27 protein-coding genes, 2 tRNA genes and 1 pseudogene are annotated in these 23,032 nt (G+C 68.9%); 13 read left to right on the top strand and 17 right to left on the bottom strand.

The window, feature by feature from the left end; translation table 11 throughout:
• The coding region (locus tag ABZ260_RS18460) for a WD40 repeat domain-containing protein (RefSeq protein ID WP_355618726.1) at window positions 1–765 on the top strand (765 nt) is incomplete at its 5' end.
• 220 nt (window positions 766–985) lie between these two features.
• Here ABZ260_RS18460 and ABZ260_RS18455 read toward each other — a convergent pair.
• From ABZ260_RS18455 to galU, 7 genes are all read right to left on the bottom strand, one after another.
• Window positions 986–1,062 (bottom strand) — tRNA-Ala (locus ABZ260_RS18455).
• A 57-nt stretch (window positions 1,063–1,119) separates the two neighbouring features.
• Window positions 1,120–1,794, bottom strand: coding sequence for a hypothetical protein (locus tag ABZ260_RS18450; RefSeq protein WP_355618723.1), 675 nt, complete (start codon window positions 1,792–1,794; stop codon window positions 1,120–1,122).
• A 172-nt stretch (window positions 1,795–1,966) separates the two neighbouring features.
• The gene (locus tag ABZ260_RS18445; protein ID WP_350930299.1) at window positions 1,967–2,620 is read right to left on the bottom strand and encodes a GNAT family protein; all 654 of its coding nucleotides are present in this window, start codon (window positions 2,618–2,620) and stop codon (window positions 1,967–1,969) included.
• A gap of 60 nt (window positions 2,621–2,680) precedes the next feature.
• Window positions 2,681–3,154: a MogA/MoaB family molybdenum cofactor biosynthesis protein gene (locus ABZ260_RS18440; RefSeq protein ID WP_350930284.1), complete on the bottom strand. Its 474-nt coding sequence runs from the start codon at window positions 3,152–3,154 to the stop codon at window positions 2,681–2,683.
• Complete coding sequence (gene moaC / locus ABZ260_RS18435; protein ID WP_350930283.1) at window positions 3,151–3,627, bottom strand: cyclic pyranopterin monophosphate synthase MoaC; 477 nt, start codon at window positions 3,625–3,627, stop codon at window positions 3,151–3,153. The genes ABZ260_RS18440 and moaC overlap by 4 nt, the downstream gene beginning before the upstream one ends.
• Complete coding sequence (gene glp / locus ABZ260_RS18430) at window positions 3,624–4,811, bottom strand: gephyrin-like molybdotransferase Glp (protein WP_355618738.1); 1,188 nt, start codon at window positions 4,809–4,811, stop codon at window positions 3,624–3,626. The genes moaC and glp overlap by 4 nt, the downstream gene beginning before the upstream one ends.
• A 5-nt stretch (window positions 4,812–4,816) precedes the next feature.
• Complete coding sequence (gene galU / locus ABZ260_RS18425; RefSeq protein ID WP_355618720.1) at window positions 4,817–5,716, bottom strand: UTP--glucose-1-phosphate uridylyltransferase GalU; 900 nt, start codon at window positions 5,714–5,716, stop codon at window positions 4,817–4,819.
• Between the two features lie 25 nt (window positions 5,717–5,741).
• On the opposite strand from galU, the gene ABZ260_RS18420 reads away from it, so the two are divergent.
• The 3 genes and pseudogenes from ABZ260_RS18420 to ABZ260_RS18410 form a co-directional block, all read left to right on the top strand.
• A complete protein-coding gene (locus ABZ260_RS18420; RefSeq protein ID WP_355618718.1) occupies window positions 5,742–6,323 on the top strand; it encodes a 5-formyltetrahydrofolate cyclo-ligase in 582 nt (193 codons plus the stop codon).
• A 344-nt stretch (window positions 6,324–6,667) separates the two neighbouring features.
• The gene (locus ABZ260_RS18415; protein WP_355618715.1) at window positions 6,668–8,173 is read left to right on the top strand and encodes a potassium/proton antiporter; all 1,506 of its coding nucleotides are present in this window, start codon (window positions 6,668–6,670) and stop codon (window positions 8,171–8,173) included.
• Between the two features lie 118 nt (window positions 8,174–8,291).
• Window positions 8,292–8,432, top strand: a pseudogene (locus tag ABZ260_RS18410) (FmdB family zinc ribbon protein); the annotation flags it as partial.
• Between the two features lie 14 nt (window positions 8,433–8,446).
• Here the strand turns inward: ABZ260_RS18410 and ABZ260_RS18405 are convergent.
• Entirely contained in the window at window positions 8,447–8,587 is a 141-nt protein-coding gene (locus ABZ260_RS18405) for a hypothetical protein (protein ID WP_355618741.1), read from the bottom strand.
• A gap of 218 nt (window positions 8,588–8,805) precedes the next feature.
• Between ABZ260_RS18405 and ABZ260_RS18400 the strand changes: the two genes are divergently transcribed.
• Together ABZ260_RS18400 and ABZ260_RS18395 are read left to right on the top strand one after the other, a co-directional pair.
• Window positions 8,806–9,615 (top strand): S-methyl-5'-thioadenosine phosphorylase, encoded by an 810-nt coding sequence (locus tag ABZ260_RS18400; RefSeq protein ID WP_355618712.1) that lies wholly within the window; start codon window positions 8,806–8,808, stop codon window positions 9,613–9,615.
• A 132-nt stretch (window positions 9,616–9,747) separates the two neighbouring features.
• Complete coding sequence (locus ABZ260_RS18395) at window positions 9,748–10,356, top strand: RcpC/CpaB family pilus assembly protein (RefSeq protein WP_355618709.1); 609 nt, start codon at window positions 9,748–9,750, stop codon at window positions 10,354–10,356.
• A gap of 145 nt (window positions 10,357–10,501) precedes the next feature.
• On the opposite strand, the gene ABZ260_RS18390 is transcribed toward ABZ260_RS18395, so the two are convergent.
• The 4 genes from ABZ260_RS18390 to ABZ260_RS18375 form a co-directional block, all read right to left on the bottom strand.
• Window positions 10,502–10,969 (bottom strand): SAM-dependent methyltransferase, encoded by a 468-nt coding sequence (locus ABZ260_RS18390; RefSeq protein WP_355618706.1) that lies wholly within the window; start codon window positions 10,967–10,969, stop codon window positions 10,502–10,504.
• A 21-nt stretch (window positions 10,970–10,990) separates the two neighbouring features.
• Window positions 10,991–11,236, bottom strand: coding sequence for a transposase (locus tag ABZ260_RS18385; protein WP_355618703.1), 246 nt, complete (start codon window positions 11,234–11,236; stop codon window positions 10,991–10,993).
• A gap of 114 nt (window positions 11,237–11,350) precedes the next feature.
• Window positions 11,351–12,301, bottom strand: coding sequence for an SDR family NAD(P)-dependent oxidoreductase (locus tag ABZ260_RS18380; protein ID WP_355618700.1), 951 nt, complete (start codon window positions 12,299–12,301; stop codon window positions 11,351–11,353).
• Window positions 12,302–12,339: 38 nt separating this feature from the next.
• Complete coding sequence (locus ABZ260_RS18375; protein WP_355618697.1) at window positions 12,340–13,767, bottom strand: MFS transporter; 1,428 nt, start codon at window positions 13,765–13,767, stop codon at window positions 12,340–12,342.
• Between the two features lie 92 nt (window positions 13,768–13,859).
• Here ABZ260_RS18375 and ABZ260_RS18370 point away from each other — a divergent pair, with 92 nt between their 5' ends.
• Window positions 13,860–14,450 carry a TetR/AcrR family transcriptional regulator gene (locus tag ABZ260_RS18370; RefSeq protein ID WP_355618694.1) on the top strand — a complete coding sequence of 197 codons (591 nt, stop codon included), beginning with the start codon at window positions 13,860–13,862 and terminating at the stop codon, window positions 14,448–14,450.
• Between the two features lie 92 nt (window positions 14,451–14,542).
• On the opposite strand, the gene ABZ260_RS18365 is transcribed toward ABZ260_RS18370, so the two are convergent.
• Entirely contained in the window at window positions 14,543–14,947 is a 405-nt protein-coding gene (locus ABZ260_RS18365; protein ID WP_355618691.1) for a helix-turn-helix domain-containing protein, read from the bottom strand.
• A 17-nt stretch (window positions 14,948–14,964) separates the two neighbouring features.
• Between ABZ260_RS18365 and ABZ260_RS18360 the strand changes: the two genes are divergently transcribed.
• Window positions 14,965–15,420 (top strand): DUF4440 domain-containing protein, encoded by a 456-nt coding sequence (locus tag ABZ260_RS18360; RefSeq protein WP_355618688.1) that lies wholly within the window; start codon window positions 14,965–14,967, stop codon window positions 15,418–15,420.
• Window positions 15,421–15,555: 135 nt separating this feature from the next.
• Here the strand turns inward: ABZ260_RS18360 and ABZ260_RS18355 are convergent, their stop codons facing one another.
• Both ABZ260_RS18355 and ABZ260_RS18350 read right to left on the bottom strand, forming a co-directional pair.
• Entirely contained in the window at window positions 15,556–15,876 is a 321-nt protein-coding gene (locus tag ABZ260_RS18355) for a hypothetical protein (RefSeq protein ID WP_355618685.1), read from the bottom strand.
• Complete coding sequence (locus ABZ260_RS18350) at window positions 15,873–16,109, bottom strand: hypothetical protein (RefSeq protein ID WP_355551205.1); 237 nt, start codon at window positions 16,107–16,109, stop codon at window positions 15,873–15,875. Before ABZ260_RS18350 ends, ABZ260_RS18355 begins: the two co-directional genes overlap by 4 nt.
• 886 nt (window positions 16,110–16,995) lie before the next feature.
• Here ABZ260_RS18350 and ABZ260_RS18345 point away from each other — a divergent pair.
• The 3 genes from ABZ260_RS18345 (at window position 16,996) to ABZ260_RS18335 (ending at window position 18,023) form a co-directional block, all read left to right on the top strand.
• Window positions 16,996–17,274, top strand: coding sequence for a winged helix-turn-helix domain-containing protein (locus ABZ260_RS18345; protein ID WP_355618682.1), 279 nt, complete (start codon window positions 16,996–16,998; stop codon window positions 17,272–17,274).
• Window positions 17,275–17,464: 190 nt separating this feature from the next.
• Window positions 17,465–17,662: a DUF397 domain-containing protein gene (locus tag ABZ260_RS18340; protein ID WP_355618679.1), complete on the top strand. Its 198-nt coding sequence runs from the start codon at window positions 17,465–17,467 to the stop codon at window positions 17,660–17,662.
• A 160-nt stretch (window positions 17,663–17,822) separates the two neighbouring features.
• Window positions 17,823–18,023, top strand: a complete 201-nt coding sequence (locus tag ABZ260_RS18335) for a DUF397 domain-containing protein (protein WP_355618735.1) — start codon at window positions 17,823–17,825, stop codon at window positions 18,021–18,023.
• A gap of 109 nt (window positions 18,024–18,132) precedes the next feature.
• Here the strand turns inward: ABZ260_RS18335 and ABZ260_RS18330 are convergent, their stop codons facing one another.
• Both ABZ260_RS18330 and ABZ260_RS18325 read right to left on the bottom strand, forming a co-directional pair.
• Window positions 18,133–19,077 (bottom strand): polysaccharide deacetylase family protein, encoded by a 945-nt coding sequence (locus tag ABZ260_RS18330; RefSeq protein WP_355618676.1) that lies wholly within the window; start codon window positions 19,075–19,077, stop codon window positions 18,133–18,135.
• A gap of 128 nt (window positions 19,078–19,205) precedes the next feature.
• Window positions 19,206–20,285, bottom strand: a complete 1,080-nt coding sequence (locus ABZ260_RS18325) for a D-alanyl-D-alanine carboxypeptidase family protein (RefSeq protein WP_355618673.1) — start codon at window positions 20,283–20,285, stop codon at window positions 19,206–19,208.
• A 1,397-nt stretch (window positions 20,286–21,682) separates the two neighbouring features.
• Here ABZ260_RS18325 and ABZ260_RS18320 point away from each other — a divergent pair.
• Window positions 21,683–21,755: transfer RNA gene (locus ABZ260_RS18320), tRNA-Arg, on the top strand.
• A 286-nt stretch (window positions 21,756–22,041) separates the two neighbouring features.
• A complete protein-coding gene (locus ABZ260_RS18315; protein ID WP_355618670.1) occupies window positions 22,042–22,896 on the top strand; it encodes an ankyrin repeat domain-containing protein in 855 nt (284 codons plus the stop codon).
• Window positions 22,897–23,032 lie beyond the last annotated feature (136 nt).

Below are 23,032 nucleotides of genomic sequence, written 5' to 3'. Positions count from 1 at the left end.
AACACCGTACGGATATGGGACCTGACCACACGCAAACCCATCGGCAAACCGATGACCGGCCACACCGACCTCATCCATGCGGTGGCGGTCGGGCAGATGAAAGGTCAGCCGGTCGCCGTCACCGGTGGCTACGACAACACCGTGCGAGTGTGGGACCTGACCACGTACAAACCCATCGGCGAGCCGATGACCGGCCACACCGAAGCCGTCCGCGCGGTGGCGATCAGCGAGGTCGACGGCCGACCGATCGCCGTCACCGGCGGCTACGACAACACCGTACGGATATGGGACCTGACCACACGCAAACCCATCGGCAAACCGATGACCGGCCACACCGACCTCATCCATGCGGTGGCGGTCGGGCAGGTGAAAGGTCAGCCGGTCGCCGTCACCGGCGGCCGAGACAACACCGTGCGCGTGTGGGACCTGACCACACGCGAACCCGTCGGCGAGCCGATGGCCGAGCACGCCAAGGATGACTTCACTCACACGGTCTGGGCGGTGGCGGTCGGACACGTGAACGGCCGACCGGTCGCCGTCACCAGCGACGACGGGCGAGTCTGGGATCTGACTACGCGCGTACCCAGCGGCGCGTTGACGACCGGCCGCATAGAGGCCGTTCATGCGGTAGCGGTCGGGCAGGTCAACGGCCGACCGATCGCCCTCACCGGCGGCTATGACAAGATCGTGCGGGTGTGGGACCTGACCACGCATGAACTCCTCGGCGAACTGGCGAACCAGGAATCGACCCCATCGACCCCGTAGCCGCGGTCGGCCAGGTGAACGATCAATCGATGCCGTCACCGGTGACGGCATCGTGCGGAGGTGCGGTTCCTACACCTGACGAGGCGGCCTGCCAGACAGCTGAGCCGAAAACCTGACTCCGTTCGCTGCCTGGGCGGCGCCTCCCCAACCCATAGTCACTCAGTTGGTCATCCAGCAACGCAGAAGGCCACTCCCGATCTCTCGGAAGTGGCCTCTGACCTGGTGGAGATGAGGGGATTCGAACCCCTGACCCCTTCGATGCGAACGAAGTGCGCTACCGGACTGCGCTACATCCCCAAGACGTGGACTAGATTAGCAAACTTCCGGGGGCACTCGCGCCATCCAGAGCCACCGTCAGTCGCCGACCGCGCGGCGGGGTGTCTCGGCGTACTGGTCGAAGAGTTCGTCGCGGAGCGCGGTCAGGTCGATGACCTCGGCCACCGGGCGCTGGGCCTCCAGCAGGGCGGCACGACGGCGGGCGCGTCTGGCACGTTCCGCGCGGGCCTTGGCGGCCGCTCTCCGCTGCTCGGCGTCGATCTGCACGGTGACCCGGAGAATGGCCAGATAGGCCCCCAGAAGCACCACGGAGGGCGCTACGCCCCACCAGGGGATGACCTGGACGGCGGCCGTCACCACGGAGGCGAGCAGGAGCAGCACGCACCAGAAGGTCAGCCGCCTGCGCTTGGCCACCTGCCGCCCCCGGCGGCGGAGCTCGGCGCGACGGCGCTCGGCCGCGACCCTCCGCGGGTTGGGCCGGCGGGCGGGCGGGGTCTCGGGCGCGGCCTGGGCACCCGTCGAGGTCTCCCGGCCGAGGGGCGGCGACGCGTCGTCGCCCGGCGGGAACTCCGACATGGTCCCGGTGGCGGAAAGGCCCCCCGAGGAGGACTCGGCCGGGGACTCCGGGGAGGATTCGTGCGGCGGCTCGACCAGGGTCTCGGTGGAATCCTCGTCGTAGGCGTACGACTCGGGGTCCTTGGTCGTCTCGACGAGGGTGTTGCGGTCGCGGCGCAGCCACATGGGCACGAGCACGCACAGCCACATAATGACAATGGCCAAATACAAGACAACGCTGCTCACGGCCACCTCCGGGCAGCATGAAGACGCGGGTGGTCTCCCGGCGCCTTCGATGTGCTCATGTCACGCACCGTAAGACCGCGTGTCACTATTTGACGAGCATTCGATGCGGTGTGTCGTGAGATCTTCAAACCTCTTCGTGCGGAGTGCCGCCGTGGGCGGCCGCCTCACGGGCCCGCCGCCACCGCACAAGCAACCCTCTCGGCGCGTCTTCGACCGTGAGCGCGTAACAAATGTGGTCACGCCAGGCACCATCGATGTGCAAATGCCTACGTCTGATGCCCTCTTCCCTAAAACCAAGTTTTTCAACCACTCTGCGGCTCGCGTGATTTTCCGGCCGGATATTGGCCTCGACCCGGTGCAGCCCCGTGGTGAAGAAGCAGTGATCGACCGCCATGGCGACCGCGGTGGGGGTGATCCCGCGACCGGCCAGCGCGCCGTCCACCCAGTAACCGATCTGGGCCGACCTGGCGGAGCCCCAGACGATGGCGCCCACGGTGAGCTGCCCGGCGAAGGCGCCCTCATAGGTGATCACCCACGGTAGTGCGAGGCCCTGCCGGGCCTCCCTGCGGAGGGTTCCGGCCATCGAGATGTAGGGGCCGAGGCCGGTCTTGAAGAGGGGGGTTTCAGGATTGCTCGGCTCCCAGGGACGGAGCCAGTTCGCGTTGCGCAGCCGCGACTCCCGCCAGACGCGTACGTCCCGCAGCCGCAGCGGTCGAAGTCCTACCGGACCTTCCGTCAGTGTCACCGGCCAGCCACGAAGTCGATCCACGCCCTCCATCATCCCCCCAACACCGCCCACCGTGCCATGGGAGGCGACGGGCCCGCGTGAAGGTACGAGTCAGCGAGGGTGGTCTCCCCCGCGGATCTGGTCCACGGCATGCCGGAGCACCGGCGCCAGCACGGCCATGCCGTCGCGCACCCCTCCGGAGGAACCGGGCAGGTTGACGATCAGCGTGCCACCCGCCTGCCCGGCGAGCCCGCGCGACAGGATCGAGGTGGGCACCTTCTCCCGGTTGACCTGGCGGATCGCCTCGGCGATGCCGGGGACCTCCCTGTCGATCACCCGCCGGGTCATCTCCGGGGTGAGGTCGGCCGGGGTCAGCCCGGTGCCGCCGGTGGTGACGATCACGTCGTACCCCTCGGCCACCCCGGAGCGCAGCGCCGCCTCGACCGGCTCGCCGTCGGGCACCACCCTCGGCCCGTCCACCTCGCACCCGGCCTCGGCGAGCAGCCCGGCCAGCAGCTTCCCGGACGTGTCCTGGTACGTCCCGGCGGCGGCCCGGTTGGACGCGGTGATCACCAGGGCTCTCATGAGGTTCCCCTGGTCCAGACGCCCGTCTTGCCGCCGGTCTTCTCCTCGACCCGGACATCGGTGATCACGGCGGCCGGGTCGACCGCCTTGACCATGTCGATCAGAGCGAGCGCGGCGACCGAGACCGCGGTCAGCGCCTCCATCTCGACCCCGGTACGGTCGGCGGTCTTGACCCGTACCGTGATCTCCACGCCGTCGTCGACCACGGCCAGCTCGACCTTGACCCCGTGCAGCGCGATGGGGTGGCAGAGCGGGATCAGGTCGGGGGTCCGCTTGGCACCCATGATCCCGGCGATCCGCGCGGTGCCGATCGCGTCGCCCTTGGGGACCTCCCCCGACCGCAGCAGCGCCACGGCCTCGGCCGAGAGCAGCACCCTGCCGGTGGCGGTCGCCGTACGGACGGAGACCTCCTTGGCCGAGACGTCCACCATGCGCGCCGCGCCGGTCTCGTCGATGTGCGTGAATCCAGTCACAGTGGGATGACCTCCACACTCGCGCCCTCGGGAAGCTCGACGACGTCCTCGGGGACCACGATCAGGGCGTTGGCCGAGGCCAGGGCGGCGAGCTGGTGCGAGCCCTGCCTGCGCACCGGGTCGACGGTGCCGCCGGGGCCGAGCACGCCGCGCAGGTAGGAGCGCTTGCCCTGGGGCGAGCGGAGCGGCCCGCTGGTGACCGCCCGCACGGTCGCCGTGGGCTCGGCGGCCAGACCGCCCATCTTCCGCAGCGCGGGCCGGACGAACACCATGAACGACACGAACGACGACACCGGGTTGCCCGGCAACGTGAAGATCGGGATGTGGTCCTCGCCGACCACGCCGAAGCCCTGGGGCATGCCCGGCTGCATGGCGACCCGCTCGAAGCGGACCGTGCCGAGCGGCCCGAGGGCCTCCTTGACCGGCTCGTACGCCCCCATCGAGACACCGCCGCTGGTGATCACCAGGTCGGCCCGCAGGAGCTGCGCGTCGAGCTGGTCGAGAAACTGCGCGGCGTCGTCGACGACGATCCCCGCCCGGTAGCCCTCGCCACCCGCCTCGCGGACCGCGGCGATCAGGGCGAAGCTGTTGGACTCCCAGATCTGGCCGTCGCCCAGGGGCAGGCCGGGCTCGACCAGCTCGGCCCCGGTGGATATCACCACCACCCTCGGACGGGGCCGCACCAGCACCCGGCGGCGGCCCACCCCGGCCAGCACTCCGAGCTGCGCGGGCCCGATCGGGGTGCCCGCGGGCAGCACGACGTCACCGGCGCGCACGTCCTCTCCCGACCTGCGAATGGCGTTCCCCGGCGGCGCGGGACGGTTGATCACCACCTGCGCGGTACCGCCGTCGGTCCACTCGACCGGGATCACCGCGTCGGCCCCGGCGGGCAGCGGGGCCCCTGTCATGATCCGCATGACCATGCCGGGGCCGATGGCCTGCATCCGGCCGTCGCCGGCCGCGATGTCGTCGATCACCGGGAGCGTCACCGGGGCGTCGGCGACGTCCTCGGCCCGCACGGCGTAGCCGTCCATCGCGGAGTTGTCGAAGGGCGGCAGCGGAACCGGGGCCGTGACCTCCTCGGCCAGCGTGGTGCCCAGCGCCTGCTCCAGCTCCACCTCCAGCGGAGCGAGGACCCGGACCGTACGCAGGATGTCGGAAAGGTGGTCGTCGACCGATCTCATGGAGCTCATCGCGCGGCCAGGAACTCCTTGAGCCAGGGCAGGAACTCCGGTGCCAGGTCAGGGCGGTCGGCGGCGAACTGCACCACCGTACGGAGGTAGTCGAGCTTGTTGCCGGTGTCGTAGCGGCGGCCTCGGAACAGCACTCCGTGCACCGGGCCGCCCTGGTCGTTGCCGCGCCCGGCGAGGGTACGCAGGGCGTCGGTGAGCTGGATCTCGTTGCCGCGCCCCGGCGGGGTGTTCTCCAGGACCTCGAAGACGGCCGGGTCGATCACGTACCGGCCGATGACCGCCCAGTTGGACGGGGCCTCGTCCGCGGGGGGCTTCTCCACCAGGTCGGTCACCCTGACCACGTCGTCCTCGTCGGTGGGCACGATGGCGGCGCAGCCGTACAGGGAGACCTGCTCCCTGGGGACCTCCATCAGCGCGACGACGCTGCCGCCGTACACGCCGCGCACCTCGATCATGCGCTTGAGGAGCTCGTCGCGGTAGTCGATGAGGTCGTCACCGAGCAGGCACGCGAAAGGGCTGTCGCCCACGTGCTGCTTGGCGCAGAGGACCGCGTGGCCGAGGCCGCGCGGCCTGCCCTGCCGTACGTAGTGGATGGTGGCCAGGTCCGCGGGCTCGCGTACCTGGGAGAGGCGCTCGTCGTCGCCCTTGGCCTCCAGGGCCTCCTCAAGCTCGATCGCCCGGTCGAAGTGGTCCTCGATGGAACGCTTGTTCTTCCCGGTGACCATGAGGACGTCGAGCAGTCCGGCGGAGACCGCCTCCTCGACGACATACTGGATCGCGGGCTTGTCGACGATCGGCAACATCTCCTTGGGGGTCGCCTTGGTCGCCGGAAGAAAACGGGTGCCCAGACCCGCCGCGGGGACAACGGCTTTCGTCACAGCATCGAAGTCGGCCATAACCGAAACCATAGTGGAGGGACCCGTGGACAAGCTGAGGCTGCGTGCCACTATCGAGGCGGCGCGGGCCGCGATCCCCGATGAGCGGCGCCATGCGGCCTCCGTCCAGATCAGGGAATCCCTGCTGGACCGGCCCTGGGTGCAGATGGCCGGGCTCGTCGCGTGCTACTGGTCGATCGGGACGGAGCCCGCGACCCACGGGCTGGTCTTCGCCCTGTGGAAGCACGGCGCGACCGTGATCCTGCCCGTGCTCCGCGACGACGCCGATCTCGACTGGGCCGTGTACGACGGCCCGGACACCCTGGCCCCCGGCCGCTTCGGGATCATGGAACCGGTCGACACCCGCCGCGGCGTCGACGCGATCAGGACCGCGGCACTGGTGATCGTGCCCGCGCTGGCGGTGGACAGGTCCACCGGGGTACGGCTCGGGCGGGGCGGCGGCTCCTACGACCGGGCACTGGCCAGGGTCGGCCCGAACGTGCCGACCGTGGCGCTGCTGCACGAGGGCGAGTTGCTCGACGACGTGCCCGCCGAGCCGCACGACGTGGCGGTCCGCTACGCGGCGACGCCCGAGGGGATCTTCAGGACGGGCGCCACGGGCACCTGAGCCGGCACGCGGGGCACCCGGCCGCCCGAGAAACCTCCGACGCCGGCGCCTCGGACACGCGACCGACCCGGAGACCTCCACAACCAGCGCCGGGAGCACCCGACCACCCCGGAGACCTCCACAACCGGCACACGAGCACCCGACCGGCCCGGAGACCTCCACAACCGGCGCCGGGAACATGTGCCCGACCACGGTGAGTCACCGGAGCCGGCATCGTGAACACACAATCACCGCCTGTCCCGGGCCGGTGTGCACCCGGGCTGTGACCCGCTGTGCGCGTGGGGCGTGTGTGACGCCCTTTTCGAATGCGACACAATGGTCCCCACAGACAGAGAGGGGACCAGATGGGGCTGGACGTCTGGCTGCTTCTCGGTGCCGGAGTCGTCATCGCGGCCGTCGTCGCCGTACGTGTCGCCCACTGGAGCGGACTGCCCAGCCTTCTGATCTTCCTGGGCTTCGGAGTGCTCCTCGGTGAGTCCGGGCTCGGGCTGCAGTTCGAGAACCCGGAGCTCGCCCAGCAGATAGGCCTGATCGCGCTGGCGATCATCCTGGCCGAGGGTGGCCTGACCACCACCTGGAGCCACGTCAAGGGAGCCATTCCCACCGCCCTGGTGCTCGCCACCGTCGGCGTGGGGGTGAGCATCGCGGCCGTCGCGATCTCGGTGCACCTGATCCTCGGCCTGGACTGGCGGACCGCGTTACTGCTCGGCGCGATCCTCGCCTCCACCGACGCCGCCGCCGTCTTCTCCGTGTTGCGCCGCCTGCCCCTGCCGCCGCGCCTCGCGGGCATCCTGGAGGCCGAGTCGGGTTTCAACGACGCGCCCACGGTGATCGCGGTGATGCTGCTGAGCACCGCCACCTCGCCCAGCCTCGGGGTCGCGCTGTTCGACGTGCTCTTCGAGCTGGTGGTGGGCGCGGCCATCGGCCTGGCGGTCGCCCCGCTCGGCATCTACGCGCTGCGCCGCATCGCGCTCCCCGTCTCCGGCCTGTATCCCATCGCGGTGCTGGCCCTCGCGTTCGTCGCCTACGCGGGAGCCGTGTTGCTGCACGGCAGCGGCTTCCTGGCGATCTATCTCGCGACGCTGGTCATGGGCAACTCCCGGATGCCGCACCGCGCGTCCTCGCGAGGTTTCGCCGAGGGCGTGGCCTGGCTGGCCCAGATCGGCCTGTTCGTCATGCTCGGGATACTGGTCAGCCCTTCGGAGATGCCGGCCGCGATCGTACCCGGCCTGGTCGCCGGGCTGATCCTGGTCGCGGTGGCCCGCCCTCTGTCGATCATGGTTTCCGCCTTCCTGACCCGGCTGACGGGCATCGCCAGGCTCAGCTGGCGGGAACAGGCGTTCCTGTCGTGGGCCGGGTTGCGCGGCGCGGTGCCCATCGTGCTCGCGACCATCCCCTGGGCCGCCACCTCCATCGAGAACGGCACGGCCAAGCTCGTGTTCAACGAGGTCTTCGTGATCGTCGTCGTCTACACGCTGCTGCAGGGGCCGACCCTGCCGTTCGTGGCGAAGCTCCTCGGGCTGTCCACCCCCGACGAGGCCCGCGACCTGGAGGTCGAGTCGGCGCCGCTGGAGGAACTCAACGCCGACCTGCTCCAGGTCAAGGTGCCGCCGACGTCCAAGCTGCAGGGCGTGGAGATCTTCGAGCTGCGACTGCCCCGCGACGCCCAGGTGACGCTGATCGTCAGGGAGGGCCGGACGTTCGTCCCCACCGACTCCACCAGGATCAAGGTCGAGGACCAGCTCCTGGTCGTGACGACGGCCGCCTGCCGGGACACCGTCGAGCGCCGGATGCGGGCGATCAGCCGCAAGGGCAAGCTCGCGGGCTGGTACGGCGAGCGTGGCGTCTGATCGAGATCTCCCTTTGGAATGCGAAGACGCCAACTCGCGTTTAAGCTTGTCGGCTGCGTACCATTAGCAGTCGCGCCACTAGAGTGCCAATCGGCGCGGACCACATGAGGAGGAGCGCGTGCCCACCTACCAGTACGCCTGCAGTGCCTGTAACCACCAGTTCGAAATCGTCCAGAAGTTCTCCGACGACGCTCTCACCGAGTGCCCGAGCTGCGCGGGTGACCTGCGCAAGGTGTTCTCCGCGGTCGGCATCGTCTTCAAGGGTTCGGGCTTCTACCGGACCGACAGCCGGTCGTCCTCGTCCAGCACGGTGAGCTCGTCGAGCTCCTCGGACTCGTCCAGCGCGTCGAAGTCGTCCGACTCATCGAGCTCCTCGACCTCGTCGACCTCCTCGGACTCGAAGTCCGACGCCAAGCCGGCGAAGGTGGCGAGCAGCCCGGCCCCCGCGGCGTCCTAGGCTCCCGGCCGCCGAGAGGCCCAGGGGCGCCAGGGCTGCCATCGGGAGCCCAGTCCAGAGCGCTCATCTCGGCACTCGGTATCCACAGGCCGCCGGGTGGACTCCCGCAGGAGGTTATCCACAGGCAGTCCCCCGGGCTCCTCAAGTACCCTGCCATGGCGCTAATCTCGGCGCCATGGGCACTCGCGCGGACATCGGAGTCATCGGCGGCTCGGGCTTCTACTCGTTGCTCGACGACGCCACAGAGGTCGAGATCACCACACCGTACGGGCCACCGAGCGACGTCGTCACCGTCGGCCGCATCGGATCGCGCTCGGTCGCCTTCGTGCCCCGCCACGGCCGCGACCATCGCTTCCCGCCGCATCTCATCCCCTACCGGGCGAACCTGTGGGCACTGCGCTCCCTCGGCGTGCGCCAGGTCCTCGCCCCCAGCGCGGTCGGCTCGCTGCGCCCCGAGATCGGCCCCGGCGCCCTGGTCGTCCCCGACCAGCTCGTCGACCGCACCGCCGGCCGCGTACAGACCTACTACGACGAGGGCGGCGTCGTCCATGTCGCCTTCGCCGACCCCTACTGCCCCTCGGGCCGCGAGGCGGCGGTCTCCAGCGCGCGTTCCTTCGACTGGGAGGTCTCCGACGGCGGCACCCTCGTGGTCATCCAGGGCCCGCGCTTCTCGACCCGCGCGGAGTCCCGCTGGTTCAGCGGCAACGGCTGGTCGATCGTCGGCATGACCGGCTTCCCCGAGGCCATCCTCGCCCGCGAGCTGGCCCTCTGCTACACCTCGATCTCCCTCGTCACCGACCACGACGCCGGGGTCGAGGCGGGTGAGGGGGTCACCCACGAGGAGGTCCTCGCCTTCTTCGCCACCAACGTCACCCGGATGCGCTCCCTGATCACCGAGATCGTCACCGCCCTCCCCGAAGACCGCACCTGCCCCTGCCCCACCGCCCTCGACGGCCTCAAGCTCCCCTTCGACCTCCCCGACTGAGCCCACCTCCTGAGACATCGCCGGGCGATCACCGATTCCGTGGGATCGCCGGCAGTCGTCCCCGTCCCGCCATCCGGCGGGGCGTTCCGTCACGGGCACCGCGCCGCCCGGCTCCCATCCATGGAGTCAGCCATGCGCGCCCTGCGCCGCCTCCTCGTCCGCCGTCACCGCCTGCTCGCCGCCCTCGTCGCCGCCCTGGCGATGGGATGCGCCCTGCTGGCCCTACGCCCGGACACCGCCTCGGTGATCGTCCTGACCGCCGCCAGAGATCTCCCCGGCGGCGTGCTGAAGGGGACCGACCTGACACCCGCGGCCCTGAGGCCCGACACCGTCCCCGACGGCGCCCTGAGACCTGGCACGCCGTTCGCCGGAAAGATCCTGGCCGGTCCCGCGCGGCGCGGGGAACCGCTGACCGACATCCGCCTGCTCGGCCCCGGCATGCTGGCCGCCCACGGCCCCGGAACGGTCGCCACCCCGGTCCGCGTCGCCGACCCCGAGACCGCGCGTCTGCTCTCGCCGGGTGACGTGGTGGACGTGCTCGCCGCCGCCACCTCGACGTGGGACGGCACCACCCCCGCGACGACCGTGGCCGAGGACGTCACGGTCCTGGCCACCCCGGACGAGAAGTCCGAGCGAGGCGCCCTCGTCGTGCTGGCCACCACCTCGGCCCAGGCGACCGAACTGGCCTCCGCCCAGGCGGGCGGACGGCTCTCCATCACGATCGGCGCCCGCACGAGGTGATTCCCAGGAGCGTGCTCCCAGCGCCAGGGCCAGGGCGTGACTCTTGGGTCGGGTGGTCAGTTGATCGGACATTCCTGTCCGATCAGTACTCCAGCCGCATTCGTGACCTGTCATAGGGTGAGGCGGGCAGGTTGGCGGGGGCTGTTTACGGCTGGAAGTACTCCGACATCAGGCGGCTGACCCATTCCGGCTGCTTGATGTTCACCGCGCGGAACTCCGCCATCATCGGCTTCAGGTCAATGACCGGGGTGCCGGAGACCGCGTCGAGGCCCACCACCGTCAGTTCGCGGCCGTGGACGGATTCGATGGCGCAGCACGTCACCCCGATGCGGTTCGGTCTGCGGGGGCCGCGGCCGGCGAAGACACCAACGGGCGGGAGGTCGGAGCGGCCGCGGTAGGGGCGGGGTTCACGGTAGTCGTCGTGCTCCGGGAACTGGTCGAAGATGAAGAGGATCTCCACGTGGGAGAAGCCCTCCAGACCCTGGAGGCACGCCTCGCCGAAGCGCTCGTCGATGGTGATCGTGCTGCGGACGGCACCCCAGTTGTCCGTGTGCTGGACGTCCGTTCGGTTGTTCCGGACTGTACCTATCGGTGTGACCTCGAAGCTTGGCATGGCAAGGTTCTATCGCTTTGGTCAGCGTCGCGCCCAGATGAGGATGGCGGCGAGGTGGAGTGCGGCCTGGTAGGCGAGGGCGAGTTCGTCGCACCGTGTGGCCAGGCCGCGCCACTGCTTGAGGCGGTTGATGCAGCGTTCGACGGTGTCGCGCTGCTTGTATGCCTCGGCGTCGAAGCCCGGTGGGCGCCCTCCTTGGCGGCCCCGCCGCAGGCGGTGCCTGACCCGGTCCGCGGGCGGCATCAACGGCTCGATCCGAGCCCACATCGCATCAGTGATCACTAACCGGACAGACACATCCGGTCAACTGATCAATCCACCAAAGAGACGCGCCCTAGCTACGGCACTGTGGCCTCATGGACGATCAAGATTGACGTCGGCTTACCTGAGGTTCGGGCTTGGATCGAGGCCGGTCAGGCCGGCGGTGGCGGTCCACAGGCGCGCCGCGAGTACAGTGTCGGCCAGGTGACCTTGGATGGGTTCGAGGGTGGGCAGGCCGCGGATCCCGAATACCCGAGGCCCCCAAAGTTGGCCACCGCACACCGACGGGTCGAGGACGGCCCGGACGGCGGGCCAGGCGGCGGCCTCCTTGCTCTGCAAGAGGAGGCCGGCGGGCAGGCCGCGCAGTCGTTCGCCGCTGGTTCGGACGTGGACAGGCGGGCGTGAAGGGGTGAGGGAGTCGAGTGCGCCGCCGGGGTGGGTGATCACGCTCAGCGTCGTGCTGCCGGCGGCGCGCAGGCGGCGGTCGAGTTCGAAGCCGAAGAGCATCTGCGCGAGTTTGGATCGTGCGTAGGTGCGCTTTGGCCGGTAGTCGCGCGTGCTCTGGAGGTCGTCAAGGTCCAGGCTCTCGGACTTTGCCGTGAAGCTGCCGGTGGTGACGACGCGGCTCGCGGGTGTGGCCGTCAGCAGGGGGGCGAGCCACCAGATCAGCGCGAAGTGCCCCAGATGGTTGGTGGCGAACATCAGCTCGTTGCCGTCCATGGTCTCGCGCCGCGGCGGCTGGTCGAGCAGCACTCCGGCGTTGCAGACGACCGCGTCCAGTCTGTCCAGTCTCAGGGCGTCCGCGGAGGCTTTGAGCGAGGAGAGGTCGGCCAGATCCAGGCGGATGTGACGGACGTGCGCGCCGGGGACGCGGGCGCGGATCGAGACCTGCGCGGCTTCGGCCTTGGCAGGGTCACGGCTGGCGAGGATGACGGTCGCGCCGGTGCCGGCAAGCTGTTCGGCGACGAAGTATCCGATGCCCGCGTTGCCGCCGGTGACGAGGAAGTTCTTGCCCTCGGCGTGCGGCAGGCGCCGTACGTCCCAGGGGGCCGGGCTGTGGAGGGAGGACATCGTCCGGCTCCTTGCGTTGATGGCTGGTCGGGTCTGCGTTAGTGCTGGAGTTCTTCTGCTGCTCGTCTGGGCATCAGCATCACGGCCGGGACGGTGATGGCGGTGAGGGCTATGACGACGATGAGGCTGGTCGTCATGGCGTGGCCGAAGCCGGAACCGGAGCCGGCCGACTGGAAGAAGACCGAGGTGACGGCGGCCGAGCCGATACCGGCCGCCAGTTGCTGGATCGCCGACAGGGAGCCGCTGGCGCTGCCGGCCTCGTCGGGATCGATGTCGCCGATCGCGACGTCGAAGATCGTGCCGTAGCATGCGCCCATCCCCAGGCCGGTGAGGAAGACGGCTGGTGCGAGGGCCCACAGGCTCAGGCCAGTGCCGGAGGCTGTGACCAGGACGAGCAGCCAGCCGCAGCCGATCAGGATGACGGCCAGGCCGAGGAAGATGAGGGTGCGGCCCAGCTTCTTGATCAGCGCCATGCATGCTCCCGCGGCCACGATGATGCCGACGGTCATCGGCAGCAGTCCCAGGGAGGTGTCTCGCGCCGAGGCGTGCAGCCCTTGCTGCATGAACAGAGAGAGGACGTAGACCAGCCCGGTGGTGGCGGCGAAGACGATCAGTCCGACGAGCAGTCCGGAGCTGAAGCCGCGGTTGCGCAGCAGGGATGGCTTGAGCAGCGGGTCGGTGGCGGTGCTCTGGCGACGGGCGAAGGCGGCGAAGAACGCCAGGCCGGCCGCGATCGAGAGAATCGGGATGGCGGTCCAGCCGTTGCTCGATCCCTCGACCAGCCCCAGGAGCAGGCCGAACATAGTGGCGGCGAGCAACCCTGAGCCCACCCCGTCCACACCGGTGGACGCGTCGCCGTCGTCGTGCGGCAGCAGCCGGACGGCCAGGACCAGGCCGAGGCCGCCGAGCAGCAGGTTGACCAGGAAGATCGGGCGCCACGACAGGCCGGCGATGTCGGCGTCGATGACGAACCCGGCCAGGATCGGGCCGCCGACCGAGGCGAGTCCCAGCAGGGGCCCGAACAACGCGAACGCCTTGGTGAGCATGTCACGCGAGAACGTCTTTGTCATGATCGCCATACCTTGCGGGATCAAGAGCGCTCCGAACGCGCCCTGCACGCCGCGGGCGAGGATCAGCAGAGCCGGGTCGGGTGAGAGCCCGGCCACGGCCGAGGCGATCGTGAAGCCGCTCATGCCGATGAGGAACAGCCTGCGCTGGCCGTACTTGTCGCCCAGTCGCCCGCCGACCACGAGCAGGACGCCCATCGCGAGCATGTAGGCCGACCCGAGCCATTTGATCAGGCCCTCGCCGCCATGCAGTTCGGCGGTGATCGTGGGCGCGGCGATGTTGGTGACCGTGGCGTCGATCATGTCGAGGGCGTCGGCGAGTAGCACCAAACCCAAGATCGACCACATGCGGCGGGTGGACGCGGTCGTCGGCGGGCCGACGGTTGCGGGGGTTGCCATGACGCATCTCCATTCGGAACGAATCTGAACTGACTCAGAAACTATAACCATTATAGATTCGGATGCGTTCCAGGTTCCGATATGATGGGGATATGCCGACGACGATGGGGCGCCGCGAGCGCAAGAAGGCACAGACCCGCCGGGCGTTGTCGGACGCCGCGTTGCGGCTGTTCTGCGAGCACGGGTACGACGGCGTCACCGTCGCTCAGATCGCCGACGAGGCGGACGTCTCCATCGCCACCCTGTTCGCGCACGTGCCAGACGGCAAGGAAGCGCTGATCTTCGACGACGGCACCGAACGACGCGTCTGGCTGGCCACCGCGGTCCGCGACCGGCCCCCCGGCCAGTCAGTGCTGGAAGCCCTGCACCAGTGCATGGCAGCCCGGGGACCCTTCACCAACGATCTCCCGCCCGAACTGCGGCGCAAGCGCGACCTGATCGTCAGCACACCCGCCCTGCGGGAATACTCACGCAAGCTCTGGATAGCCAGCGAGGGCGCCCTGGCTGAGGCCATCGCCGCCGAGAGCGGCCGCGACCCCTCCGACATGACCGTCCGCGCTCTCGCCCGCTACGTCCTGGAGATCCCCGAACTCGCGGGCACGGAACCCGACCCCCTGGCCGCGCTGAACGCCATCTTCGACCTTCTCGAATCCGGCTGGCGCGAGTCGCCCAAAGAAGCCTGATCAAGCCCCCACCTGACCGGCTCGCTCGCCGCGCCGAAGCTAGTGGGGGTCCCACAGATCTTGTGTGTGGCGCTTTCGGCGACGGTATGGGCTCAGCGCTGTCGGGCTTCGGTCGACGGGAGTGGTGGCTGGTGCTGTGCGCCCCAGTCCCATAGTGCTTGGAGAACGGGGCCGAGGCGGTGCCCGTCTGAGGTGAGTGTGTAGTGCACCCGAGGCGGCCAACCGGGCCGGCGGCGGCGATCGAGCACACCGGCTTCTGTCAGGTGCGCCAGCCGATCGGACAGGACCTTGTCCGACAGTGCGGGCAGGGCATGGCGGAGTTCGGTGAAGGTGCGGTCGCCTTGCAGGAATTCGCGGATCACCAGGGTTGTCCAGCGGCCATGCAGCGCCGCGAGGGTGATCTCCACCGGACAGGAGGGGGTGGGTTCGGTGACGTGCGCGCGGGGGTCGTCGGGCAGACCCTGCCGGACCGGGTGACCAACCGTTTGGTGAGCCACGAGGGCGCCTCCTAGCGTTGCCGCGTCTGACTGATTTCTACCTCATGGAAGGACATGCATCGATGATGCGGCAGCTTGCCGAACGTCCCGAGGATGTGCCCATGGTGTTCGCCGAGCGGTTCAACACCGGTGACGTGGAGGCGGTGGCGGAAGTTTATGAGAGCGGAGCGATGTTCGTCCCCGAACCGGGCTCACCGCTGATCGGGCAGGAGGCCCACGCCGCCAATGAACGATTCTTGGATCTCGGGCTGCCGATCACCGTTCGGCCGCGGCACGTGTACACCACGGGCGACATCGCCTTGCTGATCGTCGACTGGCTCATCGACGGCACGGACCGCGATGGCCTGCCTGTCCACATCGAGGGCACCGCCACCGATGTCGCCCGACGCGGGCAAGACGGGCGCTGGCGGTACGCCATCGACAACCCTTTCGGCGTGCAACCAGGAATCGGCGGCCGAACACCCCCTCCGTAGCCCGCCCCAGGTGCCGTCCATCGACCAACGGTGACGCCGCTGGATGACGCGGCGTCACGCACCGTACGGGCGCCTTGTAGCGCCCGCGCGGTGCGTTGACGGCACGGCGGCCTGGGCCGGGGCCGCCGTGCCTGCTCAGAAGTGGCCGATAGTGGCCGAGGTGGAGGTGAGTGCCCAACGGTGCAGGAGCGCGGTCATCTCGGCCTCGCGCATCTGCACCTTCAGCCCCTCGACGGTGCGGTCGCAGAGGAGCAGCGGTTCTGGGGTGGGCCAGGTGGCGATGGCGTGGAAGAGGCGACTGCCGGTGCCATACAGGACGGCCCAGCCGGGCCAGGTGATCTCCAGCATGGCGGCTTCAGCGCGGGCTTCGTGGTCCCAGGTGTAGCAGGGCACGGGAGGGGCGGCCAGGCCGTCGCGGTGGCGTCCACGCGGGCGGGCGGGCCGTCGCCGGATCATGAGATCACCTGCCCGGCCTGCTCCTGGGCCTCTCGGGCGATGGTCTCCTGCCTGTCGGTCTCGGCCTGTAGGGCGTCGAGGGTGTCGGCGTCGACGGTGCGTTCGGCTCCGGCATGGAAAGCGGCCGGGGAGAAGGGCTCCTCCCGGCTGGCCCACAGTCGTCCGGCGTCGCTGAGGATCAGCCGCCAGCCGGGGATGGCCGGTTCGGGTGTGCTGGATCTAACATCGTCCACTGATTGGACCTCCATCCGATCAAGGGCCCGTCCGGACGTTGGTAGCGGAGGACGGGCCCGCTTCATGGGGCAGGGCAGGACACGGAGGGGTACGCCGTACGGGCCGGGCGGCCGGTACGAAGACGGGGTGACCGCTACCCGATGCAGAGCGCAGGCGGTCGTTCGCCCGGGACGGGGCATGCAGCGATACCTGCCCCCGGGCTGGGGCGGTCTGGTTCGGATAGACCTGGCCGGAAGCTCCGTGCGACGACAGCTGGGCACCCGCCGGGGTAGCGACACCGATACAGCGGGCTCGGCAGCCAGGACCTGCTCGGAACGACACTGGACGGGTATCGATGGGGTCGCCTCTGTCGGAGCCCTCTGGGCACACCACTGAGCGACCACCGGCATGGCCACCTCAGCCGGGACCTGCGCGGTAGACCTCTGAGCGGGTACCAGCGGGATCGCCTCGGCCGGAGCGACGAGTACGAGCGGTTCGAAACAGGGCAGGGAAAGGTCTCCGCTACGGCGGGCCTGCAGGCGGGTGGCCATCAGAGCGCCGGAGGGCTGGATGTACTCGTGATGGGCAGGTTGGTCGAGGCAGCCGTGCTCGTAGGGGGCATGCCCACAGGAGGCGCATCCCATCGGCATCGGCGGCGCGTCGGCGAAACAGCCGCAGCCGCTCGCCATGGTCCGGTCAAGGGCCGGAGCACTAGGGTTACTCACGGATCAGGACTCACTTCCTGGTCAAGGGCCCGTCCAGACGTTTGCACCGTCGGGCGGGTCCGCCTTTTAGAAGGGGACATCTCACGAGCAAGGCATGCCTACGCGTGTCCATGCGTGCCTAGGCATGTCTAGGCACGCATGGGATCGCCCAGGCATGCCAACAACGAATACGGTCGCTAACATGATCGATTTCGAGCCTGGCCGGCCTAAGTGGGAGCAGGTCGCAGAGACGTTCGAGCAGCGCATCCACAGCGGTGAATGGCCGCCCGGACACAAGGTCCCAAGCATTGTGGCGATCATGGGTGACTATGCCGTCGGGAACAACACCGCTCGTCACGTCCTCCGCTACCTGCGCGATCTGGGCCTCGTCAAGCTCGTTCCCAGCCTTGGAACCTTCGTGTTGCCATCCGAGCACGCCAGGCAGAACAATCCCGGAGACGCGCGGACCACGAAGCCATGACGGAGCCCCAACGGCCCCAACCAACTCGATCCGCAAGGCAGAGCAGTGATCCAGTGTCATGATGATCTCACTCAGAGTAGTGATTCTGGGCCATCATGCGCCTGCACCGCGCACTACGGCAAGCGTTCCTCATATATTTCTGCCTTCTCCGCGCGTTGTCACCGCAACCTGAAGCACGGAGGATGCCAAGATGCCGGATCTGACACTCACTCCCGCGTGGCGCAAATCCACCCTTAGCGACGGCGGCAACGGCTGCGTCGAGGTGGCCACCAACCTGCCGGGCGTCGTCGCCGTCCGCGACAGCAAGGACCCGTCGGGTCCCGCGCTCGCCTTCTCCCCTGCTGCCTGGAACGACTTCCTCGCGGGCATCCGCAGTGGAGAAATCTGACCTGACGCCGAGTACCGCACGGCTGGAACCGGCGAGAGAACCGTCCGATCACGCGGAAGCTCGTGCTGACGTTCAAGCGCCTCACCGCAGCGCGTACCTGTCCCCCGAAAGATCCACAGCGCTCATCGCCGTGGTGAACAGTAAGGAGTGAGGAGTGACCATGCTCCCTCCCGCCCTGTCCGGCGCCGAGTTCCGTAAGTCCAGCTACAGCAACAGCGGGGATGCGTGCGTGGAAGTGGCCACGAACCTGCCAGGCGTCGTCGCCGTCCGCGACAGCAAGGACCCGTTGGGCCCCGTTCTGACCTTCTCCCCGGCAACCTGGAACGACTTCCTCACGGGCATCCGTACGGGAGAAATCTGAGGCCACCGCAGGATCTCCTCATCCGGCGGTGCCGGATGGGGACGAGCACGGCCGACAGGCTACGGAGGTAGGCGCCTGCGGCTCAATGCGGCCGGAGAAGCTTGAGTGCCTACGGCAGCCGGCTGTCCAGCGCCGACCGTCGTTGGGCGGGAAGGCGCACTGCCGATCTACCGGGAGCACTGACCCATGCCCGTTGGATGGTCCGGTAGTCGATCACGGTGATGCCCTCCTGTTGGAGGAGTTCGTGAGCCGTCGGCGATGTCAGGAACTCGTAGTCGGTTCGGCGTACGCGCCAGCCGCTGTCGATCGCCTGCGACTCCTCGCGGCCGACGCTGGGATGCACCGCCCATTCGCTGAGCCCGGCCGGCAGTTCGCGTAGCAGATGGGCGTATCGGGCCGGCTTGCCCTCGATGCTGAGGGAAAAGCTGTCCAGGAACTCGTTGTCGGTGACCGGCAGGCCCCGCTGTCGCATCTTCTGACGTCCGGGTTCGAGCCAGACCCGCACCGCCAGGCCGTACTCCGCGGCCAGCGCCATGGTCAGATCGAGGATGTCGTCGCGTCCGCCGTCGGCCAGGCAGTGGAAGTCCAGATGCGTTGGTGTGAGCCCGGCGTCGGCCACGGCGTTGATCTGTGCGCGGAACTCAAGCTCTACCTCGTCGAGACGCGCCTGGGCGAGGAACTCGGAACGCCCCGCGGGTGTGGGTATGAACAGTTCGCCCGCGTCGTCGAGCAGCGAGGGCACTTTCTCCTTCGCGGTCAGCGGCCCCCACCGGTAGTGGGCCGTATCGCAGACCAGCGTGAGGTGGATCCCGAACGGGATCTCCGACCGTCGGCGAAGCAGACGCATGGCGTGCGGTGCCGATGGACAAGGCGCCATCAGGCTGCACGAACTGGCGATCCCCTGCTCGATCGAGTCGATCACCGCGGCGTTGATCGCGTCGTACATCCCGAAGTCGTCGCAGTTGACGATGAGCACCCGGGCGTCGGGAGGGAACCCCAGCAGTTCGCTCGACTGCACCAAGGGGGCGGCGGGCTCGACGGCATATCCATCCATGCCCGAAGTGTGAACCGCCGACAAGAGGTCGCGCACGGGAATTACCCGCCTCAGAACGCCACTCCGCCGCCCTCAAGTTCGGTTGGGAGATCGATTTCTAAGGCCGCGGACCGTTCTGCCAGGAGCCCCTACAACAGGGAGCCGAGCTTGGGGTCGTACTCCCAGTGCCAGGGTTCGAAGGGGCTGACGTAGGCCCACTGGGGGTGGATCCAGCCGAACCTCTTGCCGTTGGCCTCCACCCAGTTGAACTCGGCCGAGCGGAAGCGCTCGACGCCCCCGCACAGGTCGACCGCGAGCCCCAGGCCGTGGTTGCTCCGTCCGGGAACCGCGGCGAAGCCGGGGCGGCGGTAGTAGACCGACTGCTGCTCGGCCAGGCTCCGGTAGCTGTCGGTCACGCACATGGGCTTGCCGAACCGCCGCTTGTACGCCTCGTTGAGGCTGATGAACGCGAGCGCGGCGTCACCGCGCAGCTGGTTGCCCGGTTGCTGGAGCGGGCAGAGGTACGCCTGCGGGATGAGCCCGTTGGGAAAGTCGCCCATCGAGGTCGCCCTGGTCGGGTCGCACCCAGCCGCCGGCTGCCCATTCTTGTTGATCTTGACGCCCAGCTTCACCAGCGCCTTGGTCAGGGACTGCACGATCTTCTGCGAGCGCGCCCTGAGCGTCTCGATCTCGGCGCCCATCTGCGCCTCCGCGAGGAGGTTGGTCGCCCGGAGCTCCTGCGCCTCGCCCGCCAGCCGCTCCCGCTCCAGCTGCAGGCGGCTGCTGTCCTTGAGGATCAGGTCCTGCTCGGCAACGAGCTGGGTGACACCGGCCATGGCCCGCAGGGTGTTCGTGCTGGACTCGCCGGACAGGAAACCGGTCACGTCCCCGCCGAGGGGCTGCTGGTAGAGGAGCCCGACCAGGTCCGAGAGCGGCTGCCGTACCTGCTCGAAGGCCCTCTCGGCCGCCTGCAGCTCCCTCAGCTTGGCGGTGAGCTTCTTTTCCGAGTCACGGATCTGGGTCCGCCGCTGCTCCAGCGCCTTGGTCGCGGCCTCAAGGTCCTTTGTCGCCTTCTCCGCCTCGCGACGCAGCTCTGTGAGATTCACCGGATCGGCGACGACAACGGCCTGAACCTCCGCCGGCGCCCGCTGCGCGACAGCGGCCCCCGGCAGGAGGGAAAGCATCGTCGCGACGACGGCGATCAGACCCGCTGATCGACGAGGTGGCACGTTCGACCCCTCCGTTTGCGAACTCGTGACCTGGGTCAGGCACGCACGCTACTACAGCTGGCCAACTACCCGGGCCAGACCTCCACAGCCGTTATGCGCCGAACACCCCTTTTTGCGACCAGACAAGTCAGACTTCTTGCCGCGCGTGCTCCTTACAGACCTCCCAGAGCCACGTCCCCCGCCACTCCACCGGACAGCCGTCCCAGGGCTCCCGCTCCTCCCGGGGCTCAGGCTCCACAGGCGGCCGCAACGCGGCCCTCCGCGGCCCCCTGGGGCCTCTGGGGACCCTCACGGGTACGACCACATCCGCCTCGTCCATGCTGTCCGGCTGGCCTGTTTTACCCGGCTGGCCTGTTTGACCTGACTGCCCCAGTTGGTTCAGTTGGCCGAGTTGGCCCGATTGACTTGATCGACCCGGTTGGCCCGGTTGGTTCAGGTAACCGGGTTGGCCCGGTTGGTTCAACCCACCCAGTTCGCCCGTCCCACCGAGCCTGCCGCCCCCACTCACCGATCGGCCCACGTCCGATTTCGCGGCGACCGGCATCCACCCCCCGTACACCCGCTCCGGCCGCAAGGGCGGAGGCAGCAACCTCGGCCCGAACACCCCGCTCCGCACCGCCCCAACCGCGACCGGCACCACCGCCACCACGTCCCCCGCCGCCCCCTCGCCCAACAGCCCCACGCCCTCCCCTGCCACTCCCAGCCCAGCCTTCTCCCTCACAACTCCCTTGCTCAGCAACCCCACGCCCTCTTCCTGCACTCCCCCATCCAGCACCCCCGCGTCTTTCTCCGGCACTCCCCTATCCAGCACCCCCGCGTGTTCCTGCGACACTCCCCCATCCAGCAGCCCCGCGTTTTCCTGCGGCACTTCTCCGTTCGGCAGCCCCGCATCCTCCCCCGCCCGGAGCCCCAGGCCATCCCCAGCCCTCATCCAAGGCTCCGCACCGCTCCCAACTCCCACCCGAGACGCCTCATCACCACCGCCCCCCGCCCGGGACATCGCACCATTCCAGGCGTCCTCCTGGGATCCCTGCCGCCCCCCGCGCCCCTCCCAGCCCCCCGCTTCCCCGGACACCTCGGGCCCCGTACCGGCGTCAGCCATCCGGATGGCCGCCTCGTAGCCCGTGAGCTCGGCCACCAGCAATCCCCCGGCCAGAAGCGCGGGCGCCAGCATCGCGCCACACAGCACCGCCGGCCGCAGCGCCCGGCGCCCACGGATACGCTTCCGTCTCCTGTCAATCACGGAGCGTGACGCTAACCCCGCCCAACCTCGCACACCCGCCCGCTTGCCGCCCTTTTACTCCAGCTCAGCGAACCGATAACCCGAAGTCCGCCCCGAACACCCCCTCCAAGCGCGCAACCACTCGCCACTTTCGCTACTCTTACTAGGAGCCCCTGCCTCCGTAGCTCAGGGGATAGAGCACCGCTCTCCTAAAGCGGGTGTCGCATGTTCGAATCATGCCGGGGGCACTCTCACCACCAGCCGCTAAGCCTCTAACCAGGGGTTTAGTGCGGCCTTCTCCAGTGATCATGCGCAGTCGGATGCCGTCGTGTGCAGCCGTAGGTCAATGATCGGGGGACATGTGGGGGACGATCTTGAAGGCGTTTCCCAGGTCGGCCATGATTCTCGCCTCCCCTGAACACAGCTCCGAGAGCACTGGGCCTCGATCCGCTCCGCTCCTATGGATCTTCGCTGACAACTTTTTGTCGGTGCCGCAGTGTGTTCTTCATGTCACCTTTGGAAGGAGTTAGCGGCATGTATGAAGACGAGTCGGCGTTGCACGATGCGGCCGAGGACGGTTCGCCCGAGGAGGTCGCGGAGCTGGCCGGTCGGGTGGAGGACGTCGACGCCATGCACGAGGGCCGCACCGCCCTCTGGGTCGCCGTGTACGAGGAGCGCCACGATAACGCCCGTGCCCTGGTGGCCGCCGGGGCCGACCCGTGGAGGCCGATGATGAGCGGCTGGTCGCCCGGGCGCCTCACCCTGGCCGGCCCAGAACCCGACCTGTTCGGCCGCCCCTCCGGGGTAAACGGCCTGACAGATGACGAGGCCGCCGCGGTGGTGGAGGCCGAACGTCTGAGAGCGGCGCTGGGCGACCTCTACTGCGACGGTACGGGACTGGCGTGCGTGGCCGGGATCGACGCGGCCGAGGCGGTGCGACGGCTGGAGGCCACGGTCGAGATCATCGATCCCGAGGAGTTCCTCGACGAGATCGACCCCTTCAGCGAGGAGTCGATGTCCTTCGTCGGCGTTACCGACGTACCCGGCGGCTGCGTTGTCACCCAGCCCTGGGGGTACATGCCGCAGACGCCCGGCGCCAGCAAGCGATTGTCCGCAGGTACCGTCTGCTACGGCCTGTACGCCAACCCCAAGAGCGGCAACCAGGGCAGCATTGTCCGCGACGGCGAGATCGTCGGCTGGGACCTGCATCCTGGTGGAACTCCCTGGGAGGACGAGGGGCCCCTGGAGGTCCTGTTCTCCTACCTCTACCGGTACGACGCGGTTGCCTACTCCTGTGCCTATGCGGGCCTGCAGCTGACTGACGCGCGCGCGGTCACCGGCCCGCCTGACGTGTGGCTGCGTCTGCCGGAACGCGGCTACTGGCGCTGATCTCACCTGTCTCGCGGAACGCGAAGGATTCGCGGAGCGAGTGAACGTAACTTATCTGTTCGTCTTTAAAGGCGGTCCGCTTCGCGGCCCGCCGCGCGTCGGGCGGTCGCTGGCCCGGCTGCGGCTCTTCGGCCGG

The sequence above is a fragment of the Streptosporangium sp. NPDC006013 genome (assembly GCF_040614275.1).
Taxonomy (GTDB): Bacteria; Actinomycetota; Actinomycetes; order Streptosporangiales; family Streptosporangiaceae; genus Streptosporangium.
The sequence above is the reverse complement of the archived record's forward strand: the minus strand, read 5'-3'. Positions and strand labels throughout refer to the sequence as shown.